16 protein-coding genes and 1 pseudogene are annotated in these 23,150 nt (G+C 35.2%); 1 reads left to right on the forward strand and 16 read right to left on the reverse strand.

What is annotated here, in order from left to right; all coding sequences use genetic code 11:
* A pseudogene (locus HMPREF1135_RS04380) lies at nt 1-1,029 on the reverse strand (FMN-binding protein); the annotation flags it as partial.
* 623 nt (nt 1,030-1,652) lie between these two features.
* On the opposite strand from HMPREF1135_RS04380, the gene HMPREF1135_RS04385 reads away from it, so the two are divergent.
* Nucleotides 1,653-3,395 (forward strand): Rqc2 family fibronectin-binding protein, encoded by a 1,743-nt coding sequence (locus tag HMPREF1135_RS04385; RefSeq protein WP_007592422.1) that lies wholly within the window; start codon nt 1,653-1,655, stop codon nt 3,393-3,395.
* A gap of 22 nt (nt 3,396-3,417) precedes the next feature.
* On the opposite strand, the gene mgtA is transcribed toward HMPREF1135_RS04385, so the two are convergent.
* From mgtA to HMPREF1135_RS04460, 15 genes are all read right to left on the reverse strand, one after another.
* A complete protein-coding gene (gene mgtA / locus HMPREF1135_RS04390) occupies nt 3,418-6,111 on the reverse strand; it encodes a magnesium-translocating P-type ATPase (protein ID WP_007592424.1) in 2,694 nt (897 codons plus the stop codon).
* A gap of 1 nt (nt 6,112) precedes the next feature.
* Nucleotides 6,113-7,111 carry an NAD(P)H-dependent glycerol-3-phosphate dehydrogenase gene (locus HMPREF1135_RS04395; RefSeq protein ID WP_007592426.1) on the reverse strand — a complete coding sequence of 333 codons (999 nt, stop codon included), beginning with the start codon at nt 7,109-7,111 and terminating at the stop codon, nt 6,113-6,115.
* A gap of 2 nt (nt 7,112-7,113) precedes the next feature.
* Entirely contained in the window at nt 7,114-7,746 is a 633-nt protein-coding gene (gene plsY / locus HMPREF1135_RS04400) for a glycerol-3-phosphate 1-O-acyltransferase PlsY (protein WP_007592430.1), read from the reverse strand.
* Entirely contained in the window at nt 7,746-9,077 is a 1,332-nt protein-coding gene (gene der, locus HMPREF1135_RS04405) for a ribosome biogenesis GTPase Der (protein WP_007592433.1), read from the reverse strand. The genes plsY and der overlap by 1 nt, the downstream gene beginning before the upstream one ends.
* Nucleotides 9,070-10,440, reverse strand: coding sequence for a DUF512 domain-containing protein (locus HMPREF1135_RS04410; protein WP_007592435.1), 1,371 nt, complete (start codon nt 10,438-10,440; stop codon nt 9,070-9,072). Before HMPREF1135_RS04410 ends, der begins: the two co-directional genes overlap by 8 nt.
* Before the next feature lie 249 nt (nt 10,441-10,689).
* Complete coding sequence (locus HMPREF1135_RS04415; RefSeq protein WP_007592437.1) at nt 10,690-11,367, reverse strand: MgtC/SapB family protein; 678 nt, start codon at nt 11,365-11,367, stop codon at nt 10,690-10,692.
* A gap of 17 nt (nt 11,368-11,384) precedes the next feature.
* The gene (locus HMPREF1135_RS04420; protein ID WP_007592439.1) at nt 11,385-12,446 is read right to left on the reverse strand and encodes a hypothetical protein; all 1,062 of its coding nucleotides are present in this window, start codon (nt 12,444-12,446) and stop codon (nt 11,385-11,387) included.
* A 20-nt stretch (nt 12,447-12,466) separates the two neighbouring features.
* Nucleotides 12,467-14,650: an extracellular solute-binding protein gene (locus HMPREF1135_RS04425; protein ID WP_007592441.1), complete on the reverse strand. Its 2,184-nt coding sequence runs from the start codon at nt 14,648-14,650 to the stop codon at nt 12,467-12,469.
* A 29-nt stretch (nt 14,651-14,679) separates the two neighbouring features.
* Entirely contained in the window at nt 14,680-15,510 is an 831-nt protein-coding gene (locus HMPREF1135_RS04430; protein WP_007592443.1) for a glycerophosphodiester phosphodiesterase family protein, read from the reverse strand.
* A gap of 25 nt (nt 15,511-15,535) precedes the next feature.
* Complete coding sequence (locus tag HMPREF1135_RS04435; RefSeq protein WP_007592448.1) at nt 15,536-16,225, reverse strand: MBL fold metallo-hydrolase; 690 nt, start codon at nt 16,223-16,225, stop codon at nt 15,536-15,538.
* Nucleotides 16,226-16,265: 40 nt separating this feature from the next.
* Nucleotides 16,266-17,237 carry a metallophosphoesterase family protein gene (locus HMPREF1135_RS04440; RefSeq protein WP_007592449.1) on the reverse strand — a complete coding sequence of 324 codons (972 nt, stop codon included), beginning with the start codon at nt 17,235-17,237 and terminating at the stop codon, nt 16,266-16,268.
* Between the two features lie 24 nt (nt 17,238-17,261).
* Nucleotides 17,262-18,122: a carbohydrate ABC transporter permease gene (locus tag HMPREF1135_RS04445; RefSeq protein WP_007592451.1), complete on the reverse strand. Its 861-nt coding sequence runs from the start codon at nt 18,120-18,122 to the stop codon at nt 17,262-17,264.
* Nucleotides 18,123-18,133: 11 nt separating this feature from the next.
* Nucleotides 18,134-19,027, reverse strand: a complete 894-nt coding sequence (locus tag HMPREF1135_RS04450; RefSeq protein ID WP_007592455.1) for a carbohydrate ABC transporter permease — start codon at nt 19,025-19,027, stop codon at nt 18,134-18,136.
* Nucleotides 19,028-19,101: 74 nt separating this feature from the next.
* Nucleotides 19,102-20,427, reverse strand: a complete 1,326-nt coding sequence (locus HMPREF1135_RS04455) for an ABC transporter substrate-binding protein (protein WP_007592458.1) — start codon at nt 20,425-20,427, stop codon at nt 19,102-19,104.
* 230 nt (nt 20,428-20,657) lie between these two features.
* Nucleotides 20,658-22,946, reverse strand: a complete 2,289-nt coding sequence (locus HMPREF1135_RS04460) for a glycoside hydrolase family 2 protein (RefSeq protein ID WP_007592460.1) — start codon at nt 22,944-22,946, stop codon at nt 20,658-20,660.
* Nucleotides 22,947-23,150: the final 204 nt, after the last annotated feature.

Below are 23,150 nucleotides of genomic sequence, written 5' to 3' on the forward strand. Positions count from 1 at the left end.
CTTTATAGTAACCTTAACTATATTTGAACCTCTTTGAAGCTTGTATCTGCTCCATGTAGCTGTTCCATACCATTCACCGTCCGTAAGAGCATTTTCACTCTCGCCCGGCTTGTTTTCAGGTGTCTTAGGCTTTTCACTCTCACCCGGCTTACTCTCTTCCTTATTTTCAGGTGCCTTTGGCTTTTCGCTTGGCTTGCTTTCTTCCTTATTTTCAGGTGCCTTAGGCTTTTCACTCTCGCCTGGCTTACTCTCTTCCCTGTTTTCAGGTACTTTCGGCTTTTCGCTCGGCTTACTCTCTTCCTTATTTTCAGGTGTTTTCGGCTTTTCATTTGGATTGCTTGACTGCCCCGCTCCTCCTGATGATCCGCCCGAACCGCTTCCACCATGGCTTCGTCTTTGTCCTGATGATTTTTCTCTCCTTGACTTGGAATCTTTTGATGTATCGGTAGAAGCATTGGAACCCCCTCCGTTAGTTCCGGAATTACTTGTTGAGAACCCCTTTCCTGCAACATACTGTACTTTCCCTGAATCATCAGTCCATTGACCGTTTTCATTAATTTTAAATCCGTCAGGTGTGGTCTTACCGACAACCATTCCGCCACCATCTTTTCCCGGTGTAGGATCAAAATAATAGCAGTATCCGTCTACCCACTGCCATCCGGTAAGCATCCCTCCGCCTGTTGCAGGATCAGGATTGAAAAAATACCATTTGCCTTCCGGATTTTTATACCATCCGGTATGCATATGTCCCGATACCCCATCCTTGTCAGAGTCAAAATAATAATCTACTCCATTTATATTTTGCCATCCGGTCTTCATATCTCCTGTTTCAGGATCAAGATAATACCATCCTGAAGAAGTTTCAACCCAGCCCTTATGAACTTCATTCTTTTCATTATAAAATTTCCAGGTATCACCTGATAATTCCCACTTCCCCTTTGTAACAGCCCCTTGGCTTGGAAATGTATTCATGAATGCTAATGTAGAAGCAAACATCAATGTAGCTATTCTATTGAATGTTCTTTTCACAAAATAAGTACCCCCTCTAGTATAAGTGTAGTAACATCTAATATTATATGGAATGAAAAATAATCTTAGTAAACTATACTTTTAATTCCTCCTTTCTAAAGACAATCAATTTAATATTCGCTTCCAAATTATTTTCTGTAAATTTATACATTGATGATAATTGCTTTAATTAGTAAGCATCACCTAACTCAAAGATGTAAAAAAAAGAGTTTTCAAACCCTTAGTACATACTTATTTAGCATTTTTCTTATATTTTCAGATAATAATAAATGAGAATATACATTGATATGTGTGTTTTTGTGTATTTTTTCATCCATCATGCTTATTATTCTATCATAGTGAATATAAATAATAAAGGAATTTTGTGTTTTCTTATGAATACATGCAATTTTTCTACATCAATATAAATTTTGTAATATCCTAAAATAACTTTGTTCAAGTTTTTAACAAAGTGATGAAAATTACATTCAATATTTTTGTTGCATAATTATTATTAAAACATAATATCTATAAATTTCAGTTTCATTTATTTCTCTAAATAATGCAGTATATATAGATATACTGTGGTATAATGTATTTTTAAAATTACTATTAAGATTTAAGTTTAGGATAGAGGTAATAAAATGGCTTTTGACGGCATAGTAATATCAAATTTATCATATGAATTGAATACACAGCTTGTAGGCGGCAGAATTTCAAAAATTTCCATGCCTGAAGAAAACGAGCTTATTTTTACAATAAAGAACAATGCAAAGACATACAGACTTTTGATATCTGCAAGCGCTTCACTTCCACTTGTATACCTTACGGATGTAAATAAACCTGCTCCCAAAGTTGCTCCGGCATTTTTAATGCTTCTTAGAAAATACATAGGAACGGCAAAAATAATCGATATATCTCAAATGGATCTTGAGAGAATATTATGTTTTGAACTTGAGCATTTAAACGAACTTGGCGATATCAGCCATAAAAGAATGTATGTGGAAATAATGGGCAAACATTCAAATATAATATTTACAGATGAAAATAATAAAATAATTGATTCAATAAAAAGAATTTCCGCAAATATGAGTTCACTTAGAGAGGTTTTGCCCGGGAGACAGTACTTTCTTCCGGATGAATTAAAGAAAAAAGATTTACTTACAGTCACTTTGGAGGAGTTCGTAGATATATTAAAGTTAAAGGAGTATGCTCTTTCAAAGTCTATATATATGAATTTTGCCGGTATAAGCCCGCTTATTGCAGAAGAAATGCTTATTCGTGCATCACTTTCTTCTCAAGCCCCCTCCACATCACTTAATGAACTTGAATATACACATCTGTTTCATACAATTAAAAATTTATTGGAAGATATTTCCTTGCATAATTTCTCTCCCAATATTATATATCGTGGCGAAGAGGCATTTGAATTTTCTTCTATAAATCTTTTTTCTTATGAAAATGAAGAATATAAAAAAGTTTTTTTTGACTCTGTAAGTGAAATGCTTTACAATTTCTACTCTTTTAGAGAAGCCTTTGTACTTAACAGGCAAAAGAGTTCGGATCTGCGACGTATTGTAAATACCGCACTTGAAAGAGCAAGTAAAAAGTATGATTTACAGGAAAAACAGCTTCAAGATGCAGATAAAAAGGATATCTACAGAGTATACGGAGACCTTTTAAATACTTACGGATACAGCCTTAAAGGAGGAGAGAGCTCCTTTACAACAGAGAATTTCTACGATGATAATAAAGAAATCACTATTCCGCTTGATAAGAACAAATCGGCAAAGGAAAATGCAAAGAAATACTATGATAAGTATGCAAAGCTTAGCAGGACTACAAAGGCGCTCAGCGAAGAGATTTTAAATACAAAAAATGATATTGAGCATCTTCTCTCCATACAGACCGCGCTTGACGTTTCAAGTGATGATGAGAGTCTTTCACAGATTCGTCAGGAACTTGTAGACTTCGGTTATATAAAAAAGCATTCTTCCGGTAAACAAAAAAAGAGTACATCTCATCCATATCACTATATTTCTACTGACGGTTATGATATATATGTGGGTAAAAATAATTATCAGAATGAAGAGCTTACCTTTAAAGTAGCTACAGGAAATGACTGGTGGTTTCATGCCAAAGGAATACCCGGTTCACATGTAATTTTAAAGTCAAACAATGAAGAGGAACTTCCTGACAGAGCTTATGAAGAAGCCGCCGCACTTGCCGCTTTTTATTCAAAGGCAAAAGATGCGGATAAAGTGGAAGTAGACTATATTCAAAAGAAAAATATAAAAAAAGTTGCAGGTGCCGCTCCCGGCTTTGTGATTTACCATTCCAACTGGTCAATGGTAGCCACACCGAAGGCGGATCTACAACAAAAATAATTTTTAAGGGCTTTGTTCACTGTTACAACCACTCTTTGTGATAGCGAATATAAGCCTTTTTTACTGCTGTTACAAGTATCATATATGCCAGTACACATGGCAAAAGAAATAAAAAGAATGATAGATGCAATGATGAAAATCCCAGTACTTTACCAAGCAGAGTAAACGGAATAATTGTAATAAAAATTATTCCGAAGAAGTTCAGTAATGTAAGCTGTGCGGAGGCACGACTTTGTATAAACGGCAGCTTCACAGTACGAATCATATGTATAACCAATGACTGACTCCACATCGACTCTACAAACCATCCTGCCTGAAACATTGCCACATAAGAAGCTCTTATCACATTAAGCTCATCACCGGTAAAATGACTTGCAAGATTATTATACGTTACTCCATGGCTTACAAAATGCGGACAGAAAATAAAATACATAAATGCAAATGTTGCAAAGTCAAAGATTGAGCTTGTAGGCCCTATCCATACCATAAATTTACCTATACTTGAAGCGTCCCATTTTTTCGGCAATTTAATAAACTCTTCATCAACATTATCCCACGGTATAGCACTGCAACATGAGTCATAAATCAGATTCAACAAAATAAGATGCATACTCTCCATAGGTAGGAAAGGCAAAAGTGCGGAAGCTCCCAGAACCGAGAACATATTTCCGAAGTTTGATGAAGCCGTCATCTTAATGTACTTTATCATATTTGCAAATGTCTTTCGTCCTTCTATGATTCCGGACTCCAAAACCATAAGATCCTTTTCAAGAAGTATGATATCCGCCGACTCCTTTGCCACATCCACAGCCGTATCCACAGATATACCTATATCAGCCACTTTCATAGCAGCCGCGTCATTTATACCGTCACCCATAAATCCTACAGTGTGTCCGTTTTCTCTAAGTACCGATACCACTCTTGATTTCTGGCTTGGAGTAAGCTTTGCAAATACATCTGTTATCTCCGCCGTTTGCTTAAGCTCTTCATCATCCATCTTTTCAATATCACTGCCAAGCAACATATTCCTTACTTCAAGACCGACCTGTTTACATATAGTCTTTGTAACTTTTTCATTATCACCTGTCAGAATCTTTGTGCTTACACCATGCTCTTTCAGTGCTTTTATGGCGTTTGCAGCCGATTCCTTCGGCGGATCAAGAAATGCCAGATAGCCCATAAGAATCATTTCAGATTCATCTTCAACATTACAACTTTGCTTTTCTATATCTTTTCTGGCAATTGCAAGTACTCTAAATCCTTTTTCATTAAGTGTATCGGCAGTTTCCAGAATTCTTTGTCTGAAGTCATTTGTTATAGGTTGAACGTTTCCGTTGTATTCCGCAAAAGAACATATTGAAAGCATTTCTTCAAATGCTCCCTTTGTAACCATTTTTATAGTACCTGCATTATTTTGTACTACTGTAGTTAATCTTCTTCTATTGAAGTCAAAAGGTATCTCATCAATCTTTTTATAATTTTCCGACAAATCAAGAAGTTGTGAGTCGTTTGCCTCTTCTTCCTCAGTCCTTTGAATTATGGCAAGGTCCATAAGATTCTTATAACCTGTCTGAAAATAGCTGTTAAGATATCCGTATCTGAGTACTCTTGAATCCTCATCTCCCTTTATGTTCAAATGATACTCAAGAACTACTCTGTCCTGAGTCAAAGTACCTGTTTTGTCTGTACATAGAATATCCATGGCTCCGAAGTTTTGTATAGAATTCAGATTCTTTACAATAGTCTTCTTTTTACTCATTGAGACTGCACCTTTTGCAAGGCAACTTGTCACAATCATAGGAAGCATTTCAGGTGTCAATCCTACCGCGACCGATATTGCAAATAAAAATGCCGATATCCAGTTGCCCTTTGTTACTCCGTTGATAACAAAGACTAAGGGTACCATTACAAGCATAAACCTGATAAGTACCCATGAAACCGCATTGACTCCCTTTGTAAAGTTTGTTTCCACAGACTCACCGGATATTGCCAAAGTCATTGAGCCGAAAAGCGTATTGTCTCCTACCGCTATAACAACTGCAGCGGCACTTCCCGATATAACACTGCTTCCCATAAAAGCTATATTTGTATATTCTGTGATATTGTCCTTCTTTTCACAGACTGTAGCAAGTTTTTCTATCGGTTCACTCTCACCGCTTAAGCTTGATTGACTGACAAAAAGGTCCTTTGCTTCTATTATCCTTACATCGGCAGGAATCATATCTCCTGCCGAAAGGTAAACTATATCACCTACTACAGCTTCATCCAAAGGAATTTCTATATGATTTTTATTCTTTCTTGTCACGGTACATGTAGTTTTAATCATAGCAAGCAGCTTCTCTGCGGCATCACCGCTTCTGCCCTCTTGAATAAACCTGAGTACACCCGACACAAATACCATTGTTAAAATAATAATTACGGTAATAGGATTAAAATCCTTTTTTGTATTTCCGAACATATGCAGTATCGGAAATACAATATCCGTTACTGTAGATACAACAGCTAAACAAACAAGTACGATTGTAAAAGGATTTATAAAAGCTTCCTCAAGCTTTTTTGCAAGCGACTTTTTCTTTTCTTTTTTTACCTTATTTGCTCCATACTTCTCCCTGTTTTTTTGAACAGCTTCTTCACTGAGTCCTGTTAAATCCGTACCAAGGTAGGATTTTATATCCTCAAGCGAGTTGGTTGCCATGTAATCTATATTTTTATTCATTTTACATCCCCGTGATACTCTCCGATATCCTGTCTCTAAGCATAAGTGCATCCACCGCCTGCTTAGGATCCTTATTTTCAAAAAGTACGGCATTTACCTCATCAACAATGGGCATACAGATATTATATTTATCTGCCAGTGCCTTGGCGGCTTTTGCGGAATATACTCCTTCCACAACCATTGCCACTTCTTTCATAGCCTCTTCCATAGTCATTCCCTGTCCCATAAGCATACCTGCTTTTCTGTTTCTGCTGTGCTTACTTGCACAGGTAACTATCAAATCACCGATACCTGAAAGACCGTAAAATGTCTCTATTCTTGCTCCCATTGCTGTACCGAGTCTGCTTATTTCAACAATTCCTCTGGTAATAAGAGCCGCCTTGGCATTGTCGCCATAACCGAGTCCGTCTGAGATACCTGCCGCCAAAGCTATAACATTTTTCAGCGAACCGCCCAGCTCAATTCCAAGCATATCAGTAGAAGTATATACTCTGAACACAGGACTCATAAACACCGACTGAATCAGCTCTGCAGTCTTTAAATCATTGGCTCCGGCTACACATGTAGTAGGCAAGAGTTTTACAACCTCCTCAGCATGACTTGGTCCTGAGAGTACCGCAACATTTGCATTCTTTATTTCATCCAAAATCTGATCTGTAAGTATTTCAAGAGTATTTTCTTCAATACCCTTTGCAACATTTACAATGATTTGACCTTCTTTATAAAACGGTGCCATTCTTTTTGCAGTACTTCTTGTAAAAATGGAAGGTACTGAAAGCACACAAATCTTTGAGCCTTCCATGGCAACTTCCAAATCGCTTTCAAATCTGATAGCTTCATCAAATACAACGCCCGGAAGATTTTTATGTGTACGGGTTTCTCTAAGCTCTTTTATCTCACTCTCAATTGCCGACCATACCTTTATACTATGTCCGTTATCAAATAGGAGTCTTGCAAGTGCCATACCCCAAGTACCTGAACCAATAACTGAAATATTCATTTTCACACCTTTTTCCCTATTTTATTCTCAGTCCCGCTAAGTAATCTTTTAATATTTGCTCTGTGCATAAATATTGATAATAATCCGATAACAACAACTAAAAGTCTAAACTCCATCGGTGAAGTGCCGTCTGTAAATCCATAGCTTGTCTTTACCAACAGATGTGACATGCCTATAAAAATAATCATTACAACTATTGATGCCAATGATACATATCTTGTAACGGCAACTATAACTATAAATATGGCAAGACAAACTGCCGCAATCCTTATATCCAAAGCCATTATAATACCTGCTGTGGAAGCAACTCCCTTTCCGCCTTTAAATCCGAGATAGAACGGGAAGTTATGACCAAGTACCACACCAAGTCCGATATAGAGCATATACACATAGCTTAAACTTACATTATCTCTAAAAATAAATCTTACAACCAAACATGGAATCAAAGATTTACAAAAATCTCCTAAAAATACTATAAGTCCGGCCTTTGGGCCAAGTACTCTAAGAGTATTTGTAGCACCGGCATTTCCTGAACCGTAATTTCTTATGTCCATCTTATTGAGCTTTCCGAATATATATCCTGTCTCAATATTTCCGATAAAATAACCTATTATTAGCAGAAGAATTCTAAGCATTATTTGGCGTCCTCTCCTCTTTCTCTGATAATAAATCTTATAGATGTACCCTTAAATCCAAAGGCCTCTCTAATCTTGTTCTCCAAATATCTTTGATAGGAGAAATGCATAAGTTGTTTTATGTTTACAAAAATAACAAATGTAGGCGGCTTTACCGCTACCTGTGTGGTATAGAATATCTTTAATCTCTTGCCCTTATCTGACGGCGGCTGCTGCATTACTGTAGCTTCCGAGATAATCTCATTTAAAACACCTGTCTGTATTCTGAGTGTCTGATTCTCTCTAACAATATCTATCATCTCAAAGAGCTTTTGAAGTCTCTGACCGCTTAGCGCCGATATAAATACAAACTCCGCATATGGCATAAATGAAAGTATTCTCTTTATATTATCGGTGTACTCATAAATAGTTTTATTATCCTTTTCAATAAGATCCCATTTATTTACAGCAACGATAATACCCTTACCCTTGTCATGAGCAATACCTGCTATCTTTGCATCCTGCTCTGTAACACCCTCATTTGCATCAATAACAAGTATTACCACATCAGCTCTGTCTACAGCAGTTACAGTTCTTATTATAGAATATCTTTCAATATCCTCTTTTACCTTTGATTTTCTTCTAAGACCTGCGGTATCTATAAAAACATATTCCTGCTTATTGTTTACAACCACAGTATCTATAGCATCTCTGGTAGTTCCTGCAATATCCGATACAATTACTCTGTTTTGACCTGTAAGTCTGTTGATAATAGATGATTTACCTACATTCGGCTTTCCTACTATGGCAATTCTAGGTCTGTCATCATCCTCCTCATCTTCGGTGTCCTTATTCTTAAAATGTAAAGCTACAGCCTCAAGCAAGTCACCTATACCAAGCCTTGATGCCGCCGATACCGGTATTGGATCTCCTATTCCAAGATTATAAAACTCATATACATCATTTCCGAATTTAGCCATTGAGTCAACCTTGTTTACAGCAAGTACAACAGGCTTTCTTGACTTTCTCAGCATATCACAAACCTTAGAGTCGGAATCCACCAGTCCTTGGCGTACATCTGTAATAAATACAATTACATCTGCTGTCTCAATAGCTATCTCAGCCTGTTCTCTCATTTGTGAAAGTATAATATCACTGCTGTCCGGCTCTATTCCACCTGTATCTATAAGTGTAAAATTCATATTTAGCCAAGTACAATCGGCATATATTCTATCTCTTGTTACTCCCGGGGTATCCTTAACTATGGAAATCGGCTCCCCTGCTATGGCGTTAAACAATGTAGACTTTCCTACATTCGGCCTGCCTATGATGGCGACTACGGGTTTACTCATTATTAACTCCTTTTTCATATGCCTTATAGGCATTTTCTTCTATATAATTATCAGAAACTATGGCATTTACCAGATCATATCCTGACTGACCTACAATAACTGTTTTGACATTCAACTCTCTTTCGATATCGGTTCTGGTTAAATCATCCAGCAATACCTCTTCTCCACTTCTAAACATATTTACCGACAATAATAATCTGTCACCAAGTTCCTTGCCCTTTAGCTGATTTATTATATCAACTCCTGTCAAAAGCCCTGCAACGGTAATCCTCTCTCCAAAGAAATCATTTCTTATTGTATAGAAATTTATCTTCTTTGCAGGGAACCTTTTTTCAACCTTTTTTGCAAGCTCTTTCATGGAATGCGCAGGCAAAATTGCTGTTGCAATACTTATAACTTCTTCTTTTTGCATATCCTCTTTATCGATTTGCAAGGTTTCTATTGCATCTTGTACTTCCTCACTTAGAAGTCTTAGCATTCCTACACCGTTTTCAAGCTGTATATATCCGTCGTAGGTATCTTCTTTCGGCATTTCTCTTTCAGCAATCAGATAAAACTCATCACTTGCCTGTGCAAAATGTATATTGCACTTTTCCATAGCCTTTCTTTGAATATCCTCTATTATCTCTATAGTCTCAATTGCTTTTGCTTTATCAACAAGTGACAGTCTTGGCAAATCTTCTCTAAACTTTGTAATACCTACCGGTACTACAGATACACTCTCCATTGTAGGAGCATATTTTAATAAATCGTTTAATGTGCGCTTTAACTCTTCGCCGTCATTATACCCCGGACACATAACCACCTGTCCGTTCATAGGCACATTTTTCTCATAAAGTTTATCTATATATCTAAGTGATTCTCCGGCAAAGCGATTGTGAAGCATCTTTTTTCTAAGTTCAGGATTTGTAGTATGTACAGATATATTTATAGGGGCCAGATTAAATCTTATTATTCTGTCTATATCCGCATCCTTCATATTTGTGAGTGTTACATAATTACCCTGCAAAAAGGAAAGTCTGGAATCATCATCTTTAAAATAAAGTGTCTCTCTCATTCCCTGCGGCATCTGGTCTATAAAGCAGAATATACAGTTGTTTGTACAGGATTTATAATCGCTCATAAGTCCCTCTTCAAACTCAAGTCCTATATCTTCATAATCATTTTCAATATCCAGCTCCCACTCTTCACCGTTTGCCTTTTCAATCACCATGGTAAATTCTTCAGCATTTATATAATATCTGTAATCTAATACATCTTTTATTTCATTGCCGTCGATAGATATAAGCTTATCTCCCGGCTCTATTTCAAGCTCCTCGGCTATAGACCCTTTGGCAATGCTTTTTATTATATGAAAATTCATCTTACTCCATTCATTCGTAAATAGCAAATGACATCTACTACTATAACGGAAAAAGCCACGAGATACGAGCTCGTGGCTTTCTTATTGTAGCACTATCCGACTACATATCTTAACTTCATTTGCCTCTTTCAGTCTAACATATTAAATTTTAGATTTCAACATCTTATTTTTTCATTTTCTGTAATCTATCTTATTTTTTCATTTTCTGTAATCCTATAACATCTATTACATCATTAAAGATTTTTGTTTCTAAACCTCATATGACAACAAATTTTCTATTCCCACAATTTTTTCTGTAAAATCTCCTCTTTCCATATTTCTTGGAAGCACAGTTTCACATTTCATTTGAAAATTTTTTTCTCCCTTTCTTTCAACCTTTATCATACTTACTTCCATACCAATATCCTCAAGCTTATGAACTACTGTTTCTACATCTTCTTTTCTGTCTCCAATTGAAAACATTACCTTTGCTCTTAACGGATCTTTTAGTATTTCGAGTTTTCTATGGAATAAGCACTGCATAAGAAGTATAAGAATTGTACCTTCAAAACCCAGTACATACATTCTTGCACCTATAGCCATACCAATGCCTACTGTCATCCATATTCCGGCAGCTGTTGTCATACCTCGAACAAGACCTTGTTTACTGATAAAAATCAATCCTCCTCCAAGTATGCCTATGCCTGATATAATTCCTGCTGCAACTCTGGATATATCTACACTTACACCTTCAATAGATATAACGTCTAAAAAACCGTATTTTGATACAATCATCATAAGTGCAGATGCTACGGATACTATGAAATGTGTTCTTACTCCGGCAGACTTCATTCTACTCTGTCGTTCCACACCTAAAGCTGTACCACAAAGTCCGGCACATATAAGCTGAAATAAAAAAATACTATCATTTATTACATATTTTTCCATTTAGCATCTCCTTATATTTATATACTATCGACACATTCAACTTTTTTGATGTTTCCCGTATATTGATCATATTCGATAATCTCTTTATAAGAATCTTGAATACAATCGCTGTTATTCCATAATAACTTAATCTGTCCGTTACCAGTGTCATTTTTTACAGTAATATTACCAATATACCTTTCATCACAATATACTTTTACACCGTCTTCCCTACTATAAGGGGCAATTTTATAGGTATTTCCACCGGGAGAAGTAAGCTCCATACCTCCATCTTCTACCAGTCTAAAAGCAATTACATCCGCACCGTACATATCAACCATCTTGCACCATTCTAAAGTCTGATACTTTCTGCATACTCCACTTATTCCGTCAATATAAGTTACATTTGACTCCATCTTTCCTTCTTTATCAATGTATATATGAGGTGCCTGTGAGCCACAAAAATATGGCCATCTGAATATCAAATGCCAATGCGGTGGATAATCAGGGTGTAACTCATTACAAGTTTCAAATCCAAGAAGCAATATATATCCTAGATGATTGTCATGCAAATATTTTCCTATACCCATATGCCTTAAGACTTCTCTTGCCGCAAATGTATAGTGAACCGAAGCATCGATTTGAGTTTGCGGATATGTATCTTTATCATATTTTCCCGCACACCTTCCAATATCGTTCTCTTCGACTCTAAGAGTAATGCCGTCTTCTCTTAAAATACTATGTGCATATAATGTTCTTGTCGGACCAAGAAGTCCACTAATTTCAATTTGAAATATATATTTGTTATTACTGTGATCAAATGCTATATATTTGCCTTCACATAATATATACTTTATTTCATATTCTTCACTGTCTTCTACGTCTATAGAAATCAAGCAAGCATCCTTTAAGATAAAATGCTTTATATAAATTACAATTTCTCCATCTGTTTCATAATATAAACCGTTTTCTTTTGTAATCTCACATTCAAAATCTGCACTTATATTAATCTTCGGTATTCCAAATATACCTTTTTTACTTTTAATAAATCTTATTGATGTATATCTATATTTACTTGATTTATAAGGAAAATCAGACATTTAAAGCCTCCCTCTGCATATTAAAGTTTTTTCTTTTTCAAATTTTCATAATCGGTCATAGCAGTTTCAAGTATTTCATCAATATCTAAATGCTCCATTATACCTTTTTTTATTGCCACACCTAGTAAATTCTGCAACTCTTTTAATCCAATATTATCTCCATCTACTATAGGATAGTAGTTGGTCTGAGCATTTTTAAAACATTTTTTTGCATAATCAAGCCATGGATAAGCATCATTTACTTCAGCATCATCATATGCCGTTTTTTTTGCAGACATACCGCCAAGTAATACAGTAGCTGTACCTATATCATCTCGACTAATCCATTTCAAAAAGTCTAAAGCAATATCCTTATTTTTTGAATATTTAGAAATACCAAGAACACTACCACCAAGCATAGGATTATCTCCGGGTACAATAGACCACCCTATTTTCCCTCTAATCTTTGAGTCGGGTCCGACAAATCCACTAACATGGTTTATCATATAAATACCCATTGCCGTATCACCTTCCGCAAACTCCTGAGCTGAATCTGTCCACCAATTGTGCTCTATTTTTGAGGAACAATTCCAAGAGTCTTTAGTTTCTCTTAATGCATCTCTTGCTGCCTCAGTATTTAAAAGAATATTTCCATTTTCATCAAATAATCTTTTTGAATGACTAAAATATCGCATCAAAAATTCAACACCGACAGTTCCGTGTTCTCCTGATGTAAAGCTGCAACCATACTTAATCGGAGATTCATTGTTAAATTCATTTGTAAAAAAATACGCAATACGATTATACTCTTCAAAGGTCTTTGGAACCTCTAATGATTTCTTGTACATCTCATAATATAATCTTTTTAATCTTGTATCTTCAAACAAATCCTTTCTATAAAACAGTAATTGAATACTTGGTGTTCCCGGTAATGCATAAATATCACCATCAAGATAAGAATAATTTTTTAATGCATTAGGCAAAAAACCGTCTAAGCTATTACCGATATTGGATTCTATATTTGTAAGTGGCTCAAATACCGATTTAGCTAAAACCGGAAACCAATCCTTATCCATACGAACTATATCATATGACAGTTCCGCCCCCCGGTTTTTTACCAGTTTATACATACTTTCATAGTCTGATTCTGTTATTCTTATCTTTATTCCGGTATTAAATTCATATAAATTTACCACTGTCTTAAGTGCTCGTGTAGTAGGGCTTGCAATAGATAAAATATTCAATACATTTTCTTCATTTTTTGAATTTATTTTTGGCCAATCTGAAAATCCTTTTGATTCTATAATCAGTTCATTTCTATTTTCCCAGTTACGGTTTATTAGATATGAAGCGGCATCTATACCCATTTTTCTATAGTCTATTTCATACCTAATAATATCTCTTTCAGGAATAGTATATACAGGAGAAAGTGAAAAAATATCTACCGGCTTATTTCTATAGAAGTTTTGATATACACTTTTTACCGTTTGAGCCAATGATATACTGTCAGTAATGACTGCATCAGGTTGCATATGAGTAAAAACTCTCACTACATTCTGATATTTGCACTGCTCAGTAGTAACTCTCTCATATACTTCTGATATTTTATCTGATTTTCCAATACTTTCTAAAAATGAATTACGAAAGTCCATTTTCCCTGAATATGTAAGAGGTCCTGTTAAAAGAGCAACTTTTTCATAATTACCTTGCAATATTTTTTTTGCAATTTCTTTTCCGGCCTCTATATCATCATACCCGATAAACTTACAACTGTATGGCTGTTTATTAGATATAAAAATAACATCTTTATTTGAAAATCCTGCTTCATAGTAAGCCTCACTTCCATCTGATATGGATGTAAAAACAGCTACTCCCTCCGTCATTCTGGATTTAATTTTCTGAATCTGCTTCCTCTCATAATCATCATCGTCATTTGTAATGTATAAATCTACTGTATATTCTTTTCTTTCCGCATAATCTTTAAAACTGGAAAAAAAATCTATGTATGTTTTATCATATAAATTTGGAACTACAACTGCTAAAATCTTTGCAGTACCCTTTCTGAGGTTTTGAGCCTTTTCATTTATAACATAGCCCATATCCTCAACTGCTTTCATTACTCTACGTATTTTATCACTGCTTACATTATCTTTCCCGTTTAAAACATTTGAAACGGTTGCCTGCGATACTTTTGCCACCTTGGCTATATCTTTTATAGTTGCCATTTTCTATACTCCAATCTGATTTGTAAGTATTAATGGTTTATTCCTCTATCCTTTAAATACTTACAGCATTGATATGTCCAATCAGTTTGAATTATATCAAAGCCATGGTCAACTAACCACCCCCATCCTTTATCCGGATCATCAATCATTGAGACATCATCCGTATGCCCGGCTGAAAGAGGTATTTTATAATTGTATAATACTGCATTCCCCCATAAAGTCTTGCCCCTCTTCTTCATACTCTCTATATATTCAGGTTGTATCACAGGGGACTCTTCTGTTTTAAACACAAGTTCAGCACCGATATAATTTATATTCATTTTTTCAATTATCTCAGAAGCATTATCTTCTTCCATATATATCGGCATAAACATATAATCAGGTGCCACATCTTCAATTATCTTTAAAACACTTGGAATCGGGGCATGTTTAAGTAAAACCTGATCTTTCATGTTATGTCTTTCAACTACTTTTATGACATCGGGGATACAGTCCCCAATGCGATCAAGATTTAAAATACAACGTCCCTTAAAATGCTCTAATATATCGTCAAAAGAATTTATTCCCCATTGTGTAGGATAAAAATCAACATTGATAAGGCGAAGTTTTTTTATTTCTTCACTGTCCAGTTTTGTAAGATCAATGTTTTTATTAAGTTGATACGGTTCTTTACCTGTATGAAAAATAAATATTTTACCATCAGTACTTTTAAAAAGATCCATCTCTAAAATTGATGCACCGCCTTTTAGAGCGATATCAAATGCAGGTATTGTATTACAAGGAATATTGGAACCTGCCGCTCCACGATGAGCCACAATCTGTACATTATCATTATTGTATAAATGAAGTGTATTTTTCATTCTAACTTACCTCCGGCATTCCAATTTATACTATCTTCGGAACACGAAATCCTGCTTTAACAATATCATCTTCAATATCATCTCCTAAATGCATGCAATAAACACGTTGTCTTTCTTCATACGGAATAATCTCACATAATTTCTTAAGAGAAAAATGTGATGTACTGTCTGTATCTAGGAATGTACATTCTTGATACATAGTCTTTATTTCTCCTGATAGAAAGGCATTTAAAATATCAGACGGAACATTGCTTGTATCACCACTGTAGTATATCTTTTCTCCATTACATTCAAAAATAAATCCGCAACATAACATATCTGTAGCATGGATTTCTCTCTTCACATAAATAGATAATCCGATCGCTTCGCATTCTTTGAAGTCTGTTGTGAAATTATATTTATCAGTGTGAACTCCACTTTGAGCCAATATATTCACAATGGTATTTTCCTCAGCTGCCAATAATACTTTTTTATCAAGTACATTTTTACAAAAAGAAAGAAAAGATCCCAGACTACCGATATGATCAGCATGAAGGTGTGTAAGCAGTACAACTATATTATCATAATCATATATTTCATTACGTGAAAACATAGCTCTAAAAGTACTCTCTCCACAGTCTATTAAGTATAGACAGTTATCATGCTCAAAAAATGCACAATTACTTCCCAGTACAGGATAATATGCCGCTCCTATTCCGGTGAATTTTAATTCCATTTTATCTCCTTATTTTCCTATACTAAAATTTTTATATAAATCACCATAAGATTTCTCTATCTTGTACAGATGCACTCAAATCCTCATCACACCCCATATCCAACGGACTTGGCTTTATAAACTCTCCCGATTTTCCTTTAATATAAGCCCCTTTGCTATTTAATTCTACTATTGCATACAACGAACTCTTATATGGAAATGTATATTGAAGATTTGGAAAAGCCTCTTCTATTTCATCTGAAAATCTATGTTTTGCAAACTTTGTCCCGATCCAATGATTTGACATACTGTTTAGAGTATAGTAATACACTCCTTTATCACATTCCAATCTATCTACATGTGTATGTCCGTTTATACAAAGTCTAACCTTTTTACCGCTTCTATTGGCCTTTATGAATAAATTTGAAAGTTCGTCAGCATTTTTTATACCTCTTGGTCCTTCATTTAGAGGTTGATGTGAAAATATTATTATAGGCATATCAGATTCCAACAGTTCTTTTTCAATCCATTCCATTTGTTTCGAATCAATATATGGTAAATCTTCAGAATCAAAATAATCCCCATAATAATAATCTTTAATTTCTCCGGTCTTCGTTTTAAAATTATTACCGTCAAGCACTAAGAATTTCCAACCTTTACATATGAAAGAGTAATATCTCTTATCCATTCCATAGAGCTTCATCGCCTGTTCCTTTGAGCAAAAATCGAACTCATGATTTCCAAGTACATGATAATGTGGTTTCAAAAATTTATTAAATTTCTCCAACAGTTCAATTTTCGGTACATCAGCCGGTACTCTCATCGCATTTTTAAGATTTATAGGCATATTCTTTTCTGAACATAGGCATTTACTTGTATCCTCCGGGTAACAAAAATCTCCCAGTTGAATGATAAAGTCAACATCTTCTTTCTTCATTTGTTCTATGAATGTATCCAGTCGTATTCTTCCATCATGCATAATATCAAGATGTAAATCAGTAAAAATCCCAAATTTCACATTACTATAATGCATTTTGTCACCTCAATTATTATTAAATTAACCCTTAACACCACCTGATGTCACCCCTGCCACAATTTTATCGGAAAGGAATAGGTATATAATTACAGTTGGCATAAATACAATTACTACAGATGCAAACATTCCGGCCCAATCACCTGATTGCATCATTGATTGCACAGTCTGATAAAGACCTACACCTACAGGGCGAAGTTCAGATTTATTGGCAAAAATCAACGCCATAAAATATTCATTCCATCTGCTTATAAAGTTAAAAATTGTTACTGTCATAATAGCAGGTTGTGCCAATGGAAACATAATTCTCCAAAAGCATTGTATCGGACCACATCCGTCTATTGCCGCAGCCTCTTCATACACATCAGATATTCCTTGAAAAAATGCCATTAGAAAAAATGTTGTGTATGGTACTGAAGTTGCCGTATATATAAAGATCAAAGTCAAGTGTGTTCCACTCAATTTTAATGTACTGACAATTGAAAACAGCGGCATAACAATCATAATACCGGGAATTCCAAGAGCTGTAATAATACTCTTTTTAATCAAACCGTTAAATTTAAACTTAAATCTGGTAAGGCAATATGCTGCAGGTGCACTCACTATAATAGTAAGAACACATGACGGTACTGTATAAATCACTGAATTTAAAAGATTCATCAATGCCTTATTTCTAAAGAAAGCTTTAGTATAATTTTCAAAATGTAATCCTGTAGATAATACATTACCCGTAAATACCTCTTTTGTTGATGACAGTGAAGCTGCAATAATCCAGCCAATCATAAATATTGTAAAAAAGGCCCAAATAATTCCAATAATGTAACTAGGTAATAAAGTAATTTCTTTTCTCCATCTGAAATCGGACTTTCTTTTATTATTCTTCATCACTTCACCTCCTACATCTCATAGTTATCATCTTTAATTGCATGATTTAGAATCATTGACACAATAACTACAATAACTGTCATAAGCACTGCCGCAGCGGCAGCCATTCCTGCATTTACCGACTCTGAGGCTACTTCCGTTCCAAATAAAGTCTGATATGTAAATAGCATAGGTGTATATGTATTTACACCTGAGAAAACTTGTGATAAGGCAAAGAATCCCATAGTTCTTGTTGTCCATAACACTATTGCAGTCCTCAAAACACCTTTTGTCAAAGGGAAAATAATATGTCTAAAGCGTTGAAATCCTGTAATTCCCTCTAATGATGCCGCTTCAAAGTAATCTTGCGGTATCTTTTCAATTCCTGCTATGAACATCATCATAAAGTATCCTACATTACCGAATACATTTGCAATACACATTGAGAAAAACATATGATCGGAATTTAGCCATTGATAATCTGCTAAATATTTTAAGCCAAGTTTTGCAAACATAGTTGTAAGTAATCCAAATCTGCTATTGTATACGTAAAGTAACCACATATAACCTACTGCAATAGCTGCAATTACATTTGGAAGGTAAACTATAGTTCTAAAAAACTTTTTGAATCGAATATCCTTTGTGAAAGCCAGTGCAAACAACATAGATAAAACCATTGTAGCAATACCGTTGTAAATCCATATTTTTAGAATATTTACCATGGATCTAACAAATAAAGGTGTTTTAAATAACTTAAAAAAATTTCCAAAACCGACAAATTTCCAGTCCATTAGCGGAGTAGTTACAGTCTTTACCTTAAACAAACTCATGGCAATAGTTCTTAATGTCGGATATAAAAATATAACTACCATAAGTACTACAGCCGGTAACATAAACGTAATAATTGATCTTTTCGTCTGTTTCATAAAATCCTCCTTATGAAAAAATGTAAAGGCAAGATGCCTTTACATTTTAGCAATGATTTTATCACTGATATATACTAGAACTTAGATGCCATTTCAACAAATTCTTCTGCGGTGATACTTCCACCCATCAGCTTTAAACAAGCATCTGCAATAATCTGCTTACTGTTACTATTTAAGATAAGCGCTGTCTGTGACGGATATCTGTTTGTATACTTTGACATAACCTGTTGTGCATCTTTTAAACTATCCGGCCATACACCGTCAACACCAACAGGAATAGCATTTGCCATATCAGAAAACTTCTGGTCAAACGCTGTAGTTACATAAACTCCAAAAGCTGCTGCCGCCTTAGCTTCTTCCTCTGTTGCATCCTTATTAATTGCTATTCCATAGCTGCTGTAGCATCCTGATGTCTGATCATCAACCCCACCTTCTACAGTTGGGAATGCAAAAGAACCCCATTTGAAATCATCCGGTGTTGACTCTTTTACTTCGTTAGGAAGCCATGTTCCATTGATGTACATTGCTATTTTTTCATTTATAACCATACTTTGCTGTGCATTCGGATATGTATTGGTTTCTATAACCGGATCAAAGTATCCCTTCTTTGCCATATCCTCAATAGCCTTAGCCGCCTCTAATACCTTCGGATTACTCCACGCTGACGAATCATTGCTCAATTTTGCGACCTCATCATTACCCATTAAGCGGCTCATATAATATCCAACCCAACTGGTAGCATAATTGCTGTCTGTAGTAACCGGAGTATATCCTTTTGCTTTAATTTTTTCACAGGCATCCATAAATTCTGCCCAAGTTTCCGGATACTTTGTTATTCCGCAATCATCAAATATGTTTTTATTGCAAAAAATCATAAATCCCTGCGGTGCATAGGGGAAATATGAATACTTTCCATCAAATAGCTTTGCGGACAGGCCTGACATACTTGGCATAATTTTATCAACATATTTCTCTCTACCTGTTGATTTATATGACTCTTCAAAATAAGGTGTGAGATCCATTGTAATTTCAGACCACATTGATTTAATATTATCAGCATTAGCATCCATCATTGTAACCTTTGTTCCTGCTGATACTGCTGAGCCAACCAGGTTTCTGTTATCACGACCGTTAAATGTAAAATTAATTTTGACACCCGGATTAGCCTTCATAAATTCATCTGCTGCTTCCCTTAATGCATCTGCCTGAGCTTCAGTTTCACTCCAACTTGACCAATACTCAATGTCTGCACTTAGATTTGCATCACCACTCTTTGCATTATCTGCAACGGATTCTGCAGACTTTGTAGTCTCCTCTGCAGGCTTAGATGATCCACCACCACAAGCTGCCAGTGACATTCCCATTGCTACCGATAATGCAGCTGCCAACACTTTTCTCATAATTTTCCTCCTATAAAATCAAGGTTCTCTTTTTAGTAATTTTATTATAACGTTTAAATTGAAACGTGTCAATATTTTTTGCTTCTATAAAAATATTATAATATTCACTTATACGTCCTTAATAAGCTTAGTAATCTACAGCTATAAAACCAACACTTCATTCGAATATAATGCAAATAAAAAAAGCCCCGGTTTGAGGCTTTTAAATAATCATAATTTTACTTAATATCTTATTTCTTAATTTCCTGTAACTTCTTATTTATAAGTGCAAGTATCTTTTCAGGATCCGCCTTATCAGGGCTGAAAAATGAAGACATTTCTTCTACAAGCATGCCACCCATTATTCCAAGCATACTCTTTTTAACCTTCATTGTTCCAAACTGATTTACAATAGATACTAATATATCTCCTGCTTCATCATTTCTGACTACATCTTCCACTGTATCCTTTATGCTGAAGAATTCAGGGTTAAATTCAAGCTTTTCTGCTTCAAGACTCTCCTTGTACATATCCTCAAACCGGTTCTTAACTCCTTCTGCTTCCTCTTCATCAGCAGGTCTTACATATCCCGCAAAAGGCTTCTCTTCTCTGACAAATGTGGTTCTGTCAGATATTTCTTCATCATCACTTACGCCTACCGCTTTTATATAATTTGCCCCCATATCAAGGCTTACATTCTCAAATACAAAAATCTTTCCGCCTTTCTTTTCGCCAAGGTCATTGCCGTTTACAAACAACTTTACCTTTTCCATATTTGAATAGATCTTTATATTTATCTTTTCATCACTTCTGATGGCAAATCTCTTACTTGCGATGTGAACAAATTTCTCATCTGACCAATATGCCTTATATACATAGAAAGCGTCTTTCTTTATTTTTCTGTCTATGGTTACAAGACCTTTATTGTTTCTGCCCTTAACACCGCCTTCATCTCTCATATCACAGCCAAAGTCAAACATATTCCAAACATATGAGCCCCATATCTCAGGTCTTTCAGAAAGAAGCTTTGCCATATGCTCATGATACTGTGCCTGATACTCCTCTGTATAATCCTTACATTCAGGTGTATTTGAATGCCAACTTATAATACCCTCACAACCATACTCTGAAAGCCCTACCGCTCTGTTTGGATGCATAGCTCTAAACTTATCAAACCATACTTCATTATCTGTATACTTTCCGCCATACCATCCAAAGTATAGATTGTATGCCAGTATATCTGTGATCTGATTGTGATCTGAATCCATAGGAAGCATTGACACCTGAGCCATTGTTGTAAGTCTCGTTTTATCAATACTCTTTACAAGTTCATCAAGCTCTCTTAAATTATCTGTAAGTCCCGGAATATCTCCCGCAATGGTTATCTCATTTGAAATTCCCCAGAAGAGTATACTGCTATGGTTATAATTTTGATAAATAAGCTCTTTCATCTGCTCCATAGCATTCTCATGTGCTTTTGGATTCTTATTCATTCTCGATATAAAAGGAATCTCAGCCCATACTACAAGTCCATATCTGTCACAAAGCTCATAGAAATAATCATCCTGCTGATAATGTGCCAGCCTTACACTGTTGGCACCTACGTCCATTATCAAGTCATAATCGTCAAAATGGTCAAGCTCTGCAAGTGCATTACCCTTTCCAAGCCTGTCCTGATGTCTGCTCACACCTCTAAGAGGTAGGCTCTTTCCATTTAAGAAAAATCCCTTGTCCGGGTCTACATAATATTCTCTGATACCATGATTTACCTCTACATTGTCAAGTACTTCATTATGTCTTACAAGCTTTACACTCAATTTATATAAGAATGGATCTTTTACACCGTTCCAAAGATGGGCATCATCTATTTTCAGGCTCAGCTTTGTTATCTTCTTTGCAGGTGCAACAACAAAACCTACATCCTCATAACTGTCACCATCTTTTATCTCAACCATTACCATATCTGATTCATTTGGATCTTTTACATATGCGGTAATGTCAATTATTGCATCTTCTCCTTCAATCTTTGAAGTAACAGCAACACCACTGCCAGAATAATACTCTATATCAAATCTTGTCTTAGGCACCGATATAAGACTTACATTTCTGTATATACCACCATAGAATGTAAAATCAGCCATCTGAGGATATACATCGGAATGATTGGCATTATCCACTTCTACAGCCAACATAATAACATCTTTTTTCTCAAAGAATCTTGTTATATTAACTCTGAATCTTGAATATCCGCCTCTATGCTCCTGTACAAACTCGCCGTCAATATATATTCTTGCTACAGAATTTACTCCTTCAAAATTTAAGATAAAATCACTCTCCGGGTGTACAAGCGGTCTGATAAGCTTCTTTACATATACTGCTTTACCTTTATAGTAGTCATTTCCACCATCCTGACCGTCAAAGCCGTTATAGCTGTGGGGAACATTTATCATATCAAAGCTCTCATCTATTATAAGTTTGTCGGTGACTTCAATATTCTTTTTGAAAAGCCAGTCCTTATTTAAATCATCTATGACTCTCATATATTTCCCTCCTGGAATATATTCAATAATATCCGCTCTGTTATGCATTGGCTTTTTTCGCATTTTTCTTAATTTTGCAAATTAAAACAGTGAACCGATATCTTTAAAATAGCACAATATTATAGTATCATTATTTTATAGATGAATTATAACAAGAAAATTCATTAAAAAATACTGTCTTTTAGCAAGAAATCATTCTCTTCA

This window comes from Lachnoanaerobaculum sp. OBRC5-5 (assembly GCF_000296385.1).
GTDB lineage: Bacteria > Bacillota > Clostridia > Lachnospirales > Lachnospiraceae > Lachnoanaerobaculum.

Excerpts from the sequence above, each read along its gene's own strand:
- HMPREF1135_RS04385 (WP_007592422.1), top strand. The coding sequence starts at position 1,653 with ATGGCTTTTGACGGCATAGTAATATCAAATTTATCATATGAATTGAAT.
- mgtA (WP_007592424.1), bottom strand. The coding sequence starts at position 6,111 with ATGAATAAAAATATAGATTACATGGCAACCAACTCGCTTGAGGATATA.
- HMPREF1135_RS04395 (WP_007592426.1), bottom strand. The coding sequence starts at position 7,111 with ATGAATATTTCAGTTATTGGTTCAGGTACTTGGGGTATGGCACTTGCA.
- plsY (WP_007592430.1), bottom strand. The coding sequence starts at position 7,746 with ATGCTTAGAATTCTTCTGCTAATAATAGGTTATTTTATCGGAAATATT.
- der (WP_007592433.1), bottom strand. The coding sequence starts at position 9,077 with ATGAGTAAACCCGTAGTCGCCATCATAGGCAGGCCGAATGTAGGAAAG.
- HMPREF1135_RS04410 (WP_007592435.1), bottom strand. The coding sequence starts at position 10,440 with ATGAATTTTCATATAATAAAAAGCATTGCCAAAGGGTCTATAGCCGAG.
- HMPREF1135_RS04415 (WP_007592437.1), bottom strand. The coding sequence starts at position 11,367 with ATGGAAAAATATGTAATAAATGATAGTATTTTTTTATTTCAGCTTATA.
- HMPREF1135_RS04420 (WP_007592439.1), bottom strand. The coding sequence starts at position 12,446 with ATGTCTGATTTTCCTTATAAATCAAGTAAATATAGATATACATCAATA.
- HMPREF1135_RS04425 (WP_007592441.1), bottom strand. The coding sequence starts at position 14,650 with ATGGCAACTATAAAAGATATAGCCAAGGTGGCAAAAGTATCGCAGGCA.
- HMPREF1135_RS04430 (WP_007592443.1), bottom strand. The coding sequence starts at position 15,510 with ATGAAAAATACACTTCATTTATACAATAATGATAATGTACAGATTGTG.
- HMPREF1135_RS04435 (WP_007592448.1), bottom strand. The coding sequence starts at position 16,225 with ATGGAATTAAAATTCACCGGAATAGGAGCGGCATATTATCCTGTACTG.
- HMPREF1135_RS04440 (WP_007592449.1), bottom strand. The coding sequence starts at position 17,237 with ATGCATTATAGTAATGTGAAATTTGGGATTTTTACTGATTTACATCTT.
- HMPREF1135_RS04445 (WP_007592451.1), bottom strand. The coding sequence starts at position 18,122 with ATGAAGAATAATAAAAGAAAGTCCGATTTCAGATGGAGAAAAGAAATT.
- HMPREF1135_RS04450 (WP_007592455.1), bottom strand. The coding sequence starts at position 19,027 with ATGAAACAGACGAAAAGATCAATTATTACGTTTATGTTACCGGCTGTA.
- HMPREF1135_RS04455 (WP_007592458.1), bottom strand. The coding sequence starts at position 20,427 with ATGAGAAAAGTGTTGGCAGCTGCATTATCGGTAGCAATGGGAATGTCA.
- HMPREF1135_RS04460 (WP_007592460.1), bottom strand. The coding sequence starts at position 22,946 with ATGAGAGTCATAGATGATTTAAATAAGGACTGGCTTTTCAAAAAGAAT.